Source organism: Chloroflexus sp. MS-G, from assembly GCF_000735195.1.
Lineage (GTDB): Bacteria > Chloroflexota > Chloroflexia > Chloroflexales > Chloroflexaceae > Chloroflexus.
Window position 1 is genome coordinate 1 of sequence record NZ_JPIM01000148.1, and the last position, 8,856, is coordinate 8,856.

Annotated in this window: 8 protein-coding genes; 4 read left to right on the forward strand and 4 right to left on the reverse strand. The window is 54.8% G+C overall.

Going from position 1 to position 8,856, the window contains the following annotated elements:
* Positions 1-170: 170 nt before the first annotated feature.
* From JE47_RS0118280 to JE47_RS0118295, 4 genes are all read right to left on the reverse strand, one after another.
* Positions 171-422, reverse strand: a complete 252-nt coding sequence (locus JE47_RS0118280) for a type II toxin-antitoxin system Phd/YefM family antitoxin (RefSeq protein ID WP_031461132.1) — start codon at positions 420-422, stop codon at positions 171-173.
* Between the two features lie 297 nt (positions 423-719).
* Positions 720-962 (reverse strand): hypothetical protein, encoded by a 243-nt coding sequence (locus JE47_RS22310; RefSeq protein WP_031461133.1) that lies wholly within the window; start codon positions 960-962, stop codon positions 720-722.
* Positions 963-1,113: 151 nt separating this feature from the next.
* Positions 1,114-1,590, reverse strand: coding sequence for a low molecular weight protein-tyrosine-phosphatase (locus JE47_RS0118290; protein WP_028459482.1), 477 nt, complete (start codon positions 1,588-1,590; stop codon positions 1,114-1,116).
* A 7-nt stretch (positions 1,591-1,597) separates the two neighbouring features.
* Positions 1,598-2,509, reverse strand: a complete 912-nt coding sequence (locus JE47_RS0118295; RefSeq protein WP_031461134.1) for a metalloenzyme — start codon at positions 2,507-2,509, stop codon at positions 1,598-1,600.
* Positions 2,510-2,860: 351 nt separating this feature from the next.
* On the opposite strand from JE47_RS0118295, the gene JE47_RS0118300 reads away from it, so the two are divergent.
* From JE47_RS0118300 to JE47_RS0118320, 4 genes are all read left to right on the forward strand, one after another.
* Complete coding sequence (locus tag JE47_RS0118300; RefSeq protein ID WP_031461135.1) at positions 2,861-4,063, forward strand: 30S ribosomal protein S1; 1,203 nt, start codon at positions 2,861-2,863, stop codon at positions 4,061-4,063.
* Positions 4,064-4,180: 117 nt separating this feature from the next.
* The gene (locus JE47_RS0118305; RefSeq protein ID WP_031461136.1) at positions 4,181-5,167 is read left to right on the forward strand and encodes an ornithine cyclodeaminase family protein; all 987 of its coding nucleotides are present in this window, start codon (positions 4,181-4,183) and stop codon (positions 5,165-5,167) included.
* Positions 5,168-5,295: 128 nt separating this feature from the next.
* Positions 5,296-6,636: a UDP-glucose dehydrogenase family protein gene (locus JE47_RS0118310; protein WP_031461137.1), complete on the forward strand. Its 1,341-nt coding sequence runs from the start codon at positions 5,296-5,298 to the stop codon at positions 6,634-6,636.
* Between the two features lie 1,064 nt (positions 6,637-7,700).
* Positions 7,701-8,856 (forward strand): dihydroxy-acid dehydratase domain-containing protein (locus JE47_RS0118320; protein ID WP_031461139.1); only part of this gene is annotated, 1,156 nt, incomplete at its 3' end.

An 8,856-nucleotide genomic window follows, 5' to 3' on the forward strand; every position in this document is an offset into this window, starting at 1 on the left:
CGGGCCGGAGGCCCGCGCACCCAGGCATTCAGGTGTGTCATTCCTGCTTCTTCTACCACAGAATATTTCGGATCGGCGCTGAGTGTAAGCAAAAGCAACCTGGCGCAGTTGTTTAAGTCAACGACTGCGCCTGATTAACATAATACTTGTAGACCGGCGTGGGTGAACTATCACTCAGTGTCTTTATCCTCACTCTTGCCGTTGCGCTCGCTCTCATAGCGCTCAGCTAGTTCGCGGAGTGCGGTAAACAGCTCAACATCTAACAGCACGCCGGCCGGGTACCCTTTTTGTGTAACAATAATGGGCTGGTGAGTCGCTTGTGAGCGTTTGATAAGCGCGGCCAGTGAGGATGCTGCCTTTGAGATCGGTACGACACCTTGGCGAAGATCAACGTTGAGTAAGTTTTTGGTGATGTCTGACATGGCAGAACTCCATTTGTGAGTATTTGCTTGTTTTAAAACCCTCGATTCATGTTCTGTTATCGGTGGTGATAGCCACAAGCGTTGATGAGGTAGCGATAGCTTCTACCTCTATCTGCAAGCCTGGCAGTGATAAACCGATACAGACAGGAATCAATTCTTATGTGCTTGTGCAACAGTATAACGCACTGTTTACAAAATTTCAACTCTCACTAATCCACAATAATTTGTTGGGATGAACAGGTGCTGATCCTTCATCATACTGATACGCCGCTTGTTACGATACATAACGTCATAGCGTTAAAGCAGGTTTTGGGGTGTGATTTCCAATCGTTGATGTACTGCCTTCATTATCAGACGACGCAGAAACAGTGAGAGTTGCATTGACGTGTTGGCACATCCGGGTTTTTCAGGTTTCTGATATTCGGCTGTATTCACTATGCTAACGTTATGCAGCCCTTTCCAGCGCTGACCGCCCCCACCGTTGGCGGGAAAGTGGAGATCGCTAACCAGCATTCTCGCGGTGCCCGGAAAACCGATCATACTGACTACTATCGGAACAGGGGGAGGTAGGCTGCCTCACGCACGGCAAGCCCACTGCTCCCTACTCTATCTTCTTCATCACAGTTTACGCTTAGAAAACAAGGATGCAGCACTGCTGCATCCTTAAAACATCTCGATGCTGCCAGGACGGTCAGAGGCCTTCTTGTTCACGAATGTACGCGAGCAGATTACGACATGCTGTTTCGATCATGTGATAGACCTCTTCAAAACGACCGTTGTAATACGGATCAGGCACCTCATCGGTACCAAGGTTGGGGGCAAAGCTCAACAAGAGTCTGGCTCGCTCACGAGCTTTGGGGTGAAATCGACTCAGATCGGCCAGATTTTCGCGATCCATGACCAAAATGTAATCGAACTGGTCAATATCGGCGCTCCGTACCTGACGGGCATACATACCGGCCGTCGAGATATTTCGGCGCGCCAGCACGCGCTGCGTCCCTGGATGTGGAGGCTCGCCGACGTGCCAGCTACCGGTACCGGCTGAATCGATCTCAAATCGTTCACTCAAGCCGGCCTCATTGACCAGGTGGCGAAAGATCGCCTCGGCCATTGGTGAACGACAGATATTCCCCATACAGACGAACAGAACTCGTACTTTGCGCTGCATAATCTCCTCATTGGCTCATAGCAGGTAGAGCTTGTAGAATGGCATCAGCAACTTCATCGATTCGCCGGACATGGCGAAAATGTTCGGCGAGTGGACCAATGACCAGCAACGGTGCCGGTGCAGTGGTATGGGTTGTGGTTGATGCCTGTTCGATATTGCCATGATCTGACGTTATGATCAAGTTGTCTTGATGACGACGGGCATCCAGCCAACCGGCGATCAGACCGTCGATGCGGGTGAGTGCTTCGCGGACGCCATGCGTTCCCAGGCGACCATGCCCGGCAAGATCGGGCAGAAAGCTCTCAAAAAAGACAAATTCGTACTCGGTGGCAAGGCGGGCCAGCCGTTCTCCGGCGAGTTGTGGACTGATCGGTTCGATGGTTACGGCCTCTGGATCGCGGGTTGCCAATCCTTCACCGGTAATATCCCAACTCAGTGCTCGACCCTGCTTCAGATCGGCAAGTGTGCGTAAATCGATACTGGCTCCCTCGGCAGCAATCACACTCGCCGAGTGACGTAGACGGCGGCTTGCCACTGCTTGCCAATAGCTGTTGGTAAAGACGTTAGCAAACGCGACGCGGAGTCCTCGTTCGCGGATTCGCCGGAAGAGAGAGCGTTCGGCGAGCAATGGCCGCAGAGCCACTGGCGGAAAGTGCGGCTGATGCCTGCCATGGAGTGCTGGAGCGTTGATGCCTGCCAGTAAGGCTACGTGGTTGGTGCCACTTTGGGGCAAGCCATCTACTCCCAAACAGGTGTCGAGTGCAGTCAGCAGCAGGTGGTCACGATAACCAATCTGCTCACTGGTCAGCGGTCCACCTAGGAGCCGGTGAACGGTAGGCATCGGCACCTGAGCCAGTGGGTTGTCAGCGCTCGCCGGAGCCAGGCCTATGCCGTCGAGAAATACAAACGTTAGAGTCATGGTACGTGTCGTCCATATATCAACCGTATAGAAGAGAGTGCGGTACCTGTACCAACATGCGTACCGTGCGCTTGTGAAAATGTTGACAGGTTCAACATCATCACCTATAATTACCGGCATTGTAAAACATGTCTCGACTTCCGCGACGGTCGAACTCCACAGACTGGAATGGTACGACGGCCTTGGAGCATTTGCCATCGAGCGGAGCCGGCGGCTCGCGCCAGGTTGACGGCCTGTGCAACGTATGTTGCCCGACCTCGTGCGTGCTACCAGCATAGACAAATGACGCTCGTCATTGACGGCTGAGTGGAGGGAGAGACAAATCAAATTTTCTTGAGGAGGCTTTGTAGCATGTCTGTCCAGCCCGACCCTGTAACCCAGCAGAATGAGGAAGATCTGGATTGGACGCAATTACTCGATGAGTATGATTATGCCCGTCCTCAGCGTGGTGAGCTGCGCGAGGGGTTGATTATGCACATCGAAGAGAATGGCGTTCTGGTCTCGATTGGCACTAAGCGCGAAGGGATTATTCCGGCTCAAGATTTGCGCCAGATGGGAGAAGATTTCATCAATTCGCTGAAAGTTGGTGATACGGTTCAAGTGTATGTGCAAGAGCCGGAAAATCGCGACGGTGATCTGATCCTCTCGCTCACGATGGTGCAGGTGGCGAAGGACTGGGAGGTGGCCGAACAGCTCTTCCAGGATGGTGGGATTGTTCGTTGCAAAGTGATCGGTTTTAACAAGGGTGGTTTGCTCGTTCAATTCAACCGGATTCGCGGATTTGTACCGGCTTCGCAAGTGGCCCAGTTGCATGGGCGCACCGCTGCTGACGAGCGCCAGCAGGCCTTGCAGAAGATGGTGAATCAAGAGATTCCGCTAAAGGTGATCGAGGTGGATCGCGAGCGCAACCGGTTGGTTCTCTCTGAGCGGGCTGCTACTCAAGAGTGGCGTAAGGCGCAGAAGCATCGTTTGCTCACCGAGTTGCAGCCGGGTGATGTCCTGGTTGGCCGCGTGAACCAGCTTACCAATTTTGGTGCATTTATCGATCTGGGTGGTGCTGATGGTCTGGCCCACATCTCCGAACTGAGCTGGCAGCGGGTCAACCATCCGCGTGAGGTGCTCCAACCCGGTCAGGAAGTTAAGGTGGTTGTGGTCGAGATTGATCGCGAACGCGAGCGTATCGGTCTCTCGATCCGCCAGTTGCAGAATAATCCCTGGGAGACGATTGACCAGCGCTACACTCTTGGGCAATTGGTGACCGGCCCGGTGACAAATGTGACACCTTTTGGCGCCTTTGTCCAGATCGAAGAAGCGGTGGAAGGCTTGATCCACGCCAGTGAACTGGATGCCGATCCGCAGGCTCAACCGCGCGATATTCTGCAACCCGGCCAGATTGTGACCGCTCGTGTGATCAGCCTTGATCGTCAACGCCAGCGGATGGGGTTGTCGCTACGCCGAATTGGCGAGAACGACGTTGAGCCTGAGTCTGCGGCTGAGCCGATTTCTACGCCTGCCCCTGCTTCAGATGAGGCTAATTCTTCAGCACAAGCGTAATTGTCGCCAGCAGGCAATACAATCTGTAAACATAGAACCGGCATGGATCGATATCCGTGCCGGTTTTGTCGTATGATAGAGACGTGACATATCTGCTGGGATGACAAGGAGGCAGGCATGCGATTTCTTTCGGCAGCCGATATTGCAAAGGCAGTGCCGATGGCAGCAGCAATTGAAGCAGTGGCGCAAGCATTCGGGAAGTTGGCGCGGGGAGAAGCCTGTATCCCGCTTCGTACTGCAATCAGTATTGCCGAGCACGCAGCAACAACGTTCTTTATGCCGGGACTGCTCACTGGCGAGATGCCAGCTCTTGGCCTTAAGACTGTTTCGGTCTTTCCACACAACATCTATCGTGCTGAGCCAACCATTTATGCCCTAGTTACCTTATTCGATCCGACGAGTGGTCGTCCGCTGGCTGTGCTTGATGGCACCTATCTGACGGCGTTGCGTACCGGTGCAGCTTCCGGTGTAGCAACACGTCTGTTGGCGCGGCCAGATGCACGCACGCTGGTTGTGTTTGGGGCCGGTGCGCAAGCTCTGCCGCAGATACAGGCTGTGTTAGCAGTTCGCCCCACGATTAACAATATCTGGATTGTGAACCGCACCCGTGATCGAGCGATGTTATTGGCAGCACGTTTGCGCGGTGAGGGTTTCCGGGGCGATGTTCGGCTTGCCACTAATCTAGAGGTGGCGCTGGCCGAAGCAGATGTTATCTGTACGGCTACGAGTAGCTCTGTGCCTCTCTTCGCGGCAGATTTGGTACGGCCCGGCACTCATATCAACGCTATCGGCGCGTATCGGCCCGATATGGCCGAGATTCCGCCTGAGCTAGTTGCCCGTAGTCGGGTTATTGTCGATCAACGGCAAGCTGCCTGGGCCGAGGCGGGTGATTTGATCCAGGCTCGTGCTGCCGGTCTCATCGATGAGCACCATATTGTCGCCGAATTAGGTGAGCTTGTGAATGGTACAGGAAATGGACGAACTTCAGCCGACGAAATTACGCTGTTTAAGTCGATTGGCAATGCGGTGCAAGACCTGGCCGTTGCCGCGCTGGCGTTACAACAAGCGAACACGCTCGGTTTAGGGGTAGAAGTGACGCTCTGAGCTTTTTCATCAGGTAGGTAGCTATTATTCATCGAAAAGTCATGCTCGTTCCGTACAACGATCATTGAATAAACGATGGATAATACCTCGTTGGTAACATTTCAGTTCTGTAATAAGGAGATGCACTCGTGAAAAACATCTGCGTAGTAGGTACAGGATATGTCGGTCTTACGACTGGCGTATGTTTTGCCGATCTTGGCCATTCTGTGACCTGTATCGAGATCGATCTACACAAACTAGAATTGCTGCGCAGCGGAAAGTCACCGATCTTCGAGCCTGGTCTCGAAGAGATGCAAGAACGAAACATGCGTGCCGGTCGGTTGCGTTTTACCGATGATTATGCGGTCGGGATTCCCGATGCTGAGTTTATCTTCATCACCGTCGGGACACCTATGGCCGAAGACGGCTCTGCCGATCTCACGTATGTGAAAGCTGCTGCGCGCAGCATCGGTCAACATTTGCGTTCGGGTTCCATCATCATTGATAAGAGTACGGTACCGGTAGGGACCGGCGATCTGGTCGAAAACATCATTGCCGAGCATGCCGGTCCTGATGTGAAATTTGATGTCGTTTCTAATCCGGAGTTTCTCCGTGAGGGGAGTGCGCTGAGTGATTTCTTTAAGCCTGACCGCATTGTCCTTGGCGCGAAGAATCGGGAGGCCGCACAGCGGGTTGCCGCACTCCACGAAACGTTAGGCGCACCGATTATTATCACCGATCTACGCACTGCCGAGATGATCAAGTACGCCTCAAATGCGTTTCTGGCTACGCGCATCTCGTTCATCAACGAGATTGCTCAGATTTGCGAGCGTCTGGGTGCCGATGTCCGTGAAGTGGCCAGAGGAATGGGAGCCGACAAGCGTATTGGGCCACACTTCCTCGAAGCCGGTGTTGGGTACGGTGGTTCCTGCTTCCCCAAAGACGTATTAGCTCTCTACCATATGGCAGCTTCTGCTGGATGCCACCCCCAGTTGTTGCAGGCAGTCATGGATATTAATAGTGACGCTCGTAAGCGTTTTGTCAAAAAGGTTGAAACGGTGCTGGGAACCCTTGAGGAACGGCTGATCGGGGTGCTCGGGTTATCGTTCAAACCCAATACCGATGACATGCGTGAAGCACCGAGTGTCGATATTATTAATGCTCTCTTGAAGAAGGGGGCGCGGGTGAAGGCTTATGACCCCGTTGCAATGCCACGGGCAGAAGAGTTGTTGCCGACCGTGACCTTTACCGCCACAGCGTATGACGTTGCGAAGGATGCCGACGCCTTGTTGCTGGTTACCGAATGGAATGAGTTCAAGCAGTTGGACTGGCATCGTATCAAGCGCTATATGCGGCAACCGGTGGTCATTGATGGGCGGAACCTCTACGATCCGCGTGAGATGCGTCAGTTGGGTTTCATCTACTGGGGGGTCGGTCGCGGTGAGGCGCCGGTACCGATTCTGGAAGAAGCCCAGAATGTTGGTGACTAACGAATGAACAAGGTGGTAGTCCTTACCCTATCAGGCAGTAAAGGATAGAAAAGGGTGAGAGGTAGGGGCGGGTTGCAAACCCGCCTGCTAAAGAGTGTGATAGTGATCCTCACGACAATGAACGGGCATGCTACCCCTGCACTCTGAGAGAATGATCAGAAACCCAGGCTTTTAATGATTCTCGACTATGAGGAACGCTGGCGACCAACGCATGTGCGTGTGCTGCGGAGCACGTCTGGCGGCCCTCACCTTCCCCCCCAGCCCCCCTTCCTCTCCCACGCTGTGGGCGAGGAAGGGGGGAGGATGGCCCGCACCTTCCCCCCCAGCCCCCCTTCCTCTCCCACGCTGTGGGCGAGGAAGGGGGGAGGGCAGCCCTCACCTTCCCCCCAGCCCCTGCCGCTCCTCCACGGGGAGAGGCAGGGGGAAGATGAGCAGAGCAGCAGCGATCCTGCGCCTGCGTCACACCAGATCACCCCTCTCCCGCAGCGCGGGAGAGGGGCCGGGGGTGAGGGCAGCCCTCACCTTCCCCCCCAGCCCCCCTTCCTCTCCTACGCTGCGGGCGAGGCAGGGGGGAGGGCAGCCCTCACCTTCCCCCCAGCTCCCTGCCGCTCCTCCACGGGGAGAGGCAGGGGGAAGATGAGCAGAGCAGCAGCGATCCTGCGCCTGCGTCTTTCAACGATGCCGCGTTCATACACCAGATCACCCCTCTCCCGCAGCGCGGGAGAGGGGCTGGGGGTGAGGGCAGCCCTCACCTTCCCCCCAGCCCCTGCCGCTCCTCCACGGGGAGAGGCAGGGGGAAGATGAGCAGAGCAGCAGCGATCCTGCGCCTGCGTCACACCAGATCACCCCTCTCCCGCAGCGCGGGAGAGGGGCCGGGGGTGAGGGTGATCAGGCTCTAAGAGCGGGTCTAAATATCCCCCTGGGATGTGGGTTGGGGCTGCTGAGGCAATGCTTCAGCAGCCCATTATACTTGGCAGTGCGCCTCTACTTGATGCAAGCGGCACGTAGAAAAGCGGTACAATAAGCAATATACCTTGTCGTTTAGATGTTTGAGGAGGTTCGTTATGGGCGATAATCGCCGTAGTCGCATGATTACCGAGGGGCCGCAGCGTTCGCCGAATCGGGCTATGTTGCGGGCGGTTGGTTTTGGCGATAACGATTTCACGAAGCCAATTGTTGGAGTAGCAAACGGCCACAGTACGCTCACGCCTTGTAATGCTGGGTTAGGTATGCTGGCAACACGTGCTGAAGAGGCAATTCGTGCTGCCGGTGGTATGCCGCAGATGTTCGGTACCATTACGGTCAGTGATGGTATTTCGATGGGTACCGAGGGCATGAAATACTCGCTGGTCAGTCGTGAGGTGATCGCCGATTCGATTGAAACGGTGGTTAACGCCCAGCGTATGGATGGTATTCTCGCTGTAGGCGGTTGTGATAAAAACATGCCCGGTGCGTTGATCGCAATGGCGCGGCTCGACATCCCGGCCATTTTTGTTTATGGTGGAACGATTAAGCCCGGTCGTTACAAAGATCGTGATTTAACGATTGTCAGTGCCTTTGAGGCAGTCGGTGAGTATAGCGCTGGCCGGATCGATGAGCATGAGTTGCTCGAAATTGAACGGCATGCCTGTCCAGGGGCCGGTTCGTGTGGAGGCATGTACACGGCCAACACGATGTCATCGGCAATTGAAGCACTCGGTCTCAGTTTGCCCGGCTCTTCTACGATGGCCGCCGAAGATGAAGAAAAAGCTATTAGTGCTGCCCGTTCAGGTGAGGTATTGGTCGAGGCGATTCGCGCCAACCGCACCGCTCGCCAGATTCTAACTCGTCAGGCATTTGAAAACGCGATTGCAGTTGTGATGGCGATTGGTGGCTCAACCAACGCTGTGTTGCATCTCCTGGCAATCGCGCATGCGGCTGAGGTTCCGCTGACGATTGATGATTTCGAGACGATCCGTCAGCGGGTGCCAGTGCTATGCGATCTGAAACCGTCGGGTCGGTATGTAACTACTGATTTCCACCGTGCAGGTGGTGTTCCGCAAGTGATGAAGATGCTACTCAACGCTGGTTTGCTGCACGGTGATTGTCTGACAATTACCGGTCAGACGGTTGCCGAGACGCTGGCCGACGTTCCTGATGAACCGCCGGCAAATCAGGATGTAATTCGGTCATTTGAACGGCCAATCTATCCGCAAGGGCATCTAGCTATTTTGCGTGGGG

What these genes read in the sequence shown, in the direction of transcription:
- JE47_RS0118280 (WP_031461132.1), bottom strand. Translation starts at nt 422, where the DNA reads ATGTCAGACATCACCAAAAACTTACTCAACGTTGATCTTCGCCAAGGT.
- JE47_RS22310 (WP_031461133.1), bottom strand. Translation starts at nt 962, where the DNA reads ATGATCGGTTTTCCGGGCACCGCGAGAATGCTGGTTAGCGATCTCCAC.
- JE47_RS0118290 (WP_028459482.1), bottom strand. Translation starts at nt 1,590, where the DNA reads ATGCAGCGCAAAGTACGAGTTCTGTTCGTCTGTATGGGGAATATCTGT.
- JE47_RS0118295 (WP_031461134.1), bottom strand. Translation starts at nt 2,509, where the DNA reads ATGACTCTAACGTTTGTATTTCTCGACGGCATAGGCCTGGCTCCGGCG.
- JE47_RS0118300 (WP_031461135.1), top strand. Translation starts at nt 2,861, where the DNA reads ATGTCTGTCCAGCCCGACCCTGTAACCCAGCAGAATGAGGAAGATCTG.
- JE47_RS0118305 (WP_031461136.1), top strand. Translation starts at nt 4,181, where the DNA reads ATGCGATTTCTTTCGGCAGCCGATATTGCAAAGGCAGTGCCGATGGCA.